The 221-nt window shown below is 57.0% G+C and carries 1 protein-coding gene; it reads right to left on the bottom strand.

The window, feature by feature from the left end:
- A partial coding sequence (tnpB, locus tag ABR397_RS24840) for an IS66 family insertion sequence element accessory protein TnpB (RefSeq protein ID WP_350307991.1) occupies positions 1-139 on the bottom strand: 139 nt, incomplete at its 3' end.
- Positions 140-221 lie beyond the last annotated feature (82 nt).

Raw genomic sequence — 221 nt, 5'->3', positions numbered from 1 at the left:
CCTCGACCTGTTGCCAGTGAATGCCGCGGATGAGCCAGTCAAACTGGGCGGGCGTCATCACCCAGCTGCGTTCGCCCTGCTTCGGCCAGACAAAATGGGCCCGGTGCAGACCTGTCTCTTGATCAGATCTCCAAATCAACTGATTTAGCCAGCAAATAGCCGTCTATCAGGGTTTGCAGCCGAAACCAGCCTTCCCAAAGTCGTTCCCATCCGACTCGACC

It is taken from the genome of Photorhabdus viridis (assembly GCF_040256935.1).
In the GTDB taxonomy this organism is placed as follows: Bacteria; Pseudomonadota; Gammaproteobacteria; order Enterobacterales; family Enterobacteriaceae; genus Photorhabdus; species Photorhabdus viridis.
This window is presented reverse-complemented; position numbering and strand designations above follow the sequence as displayed.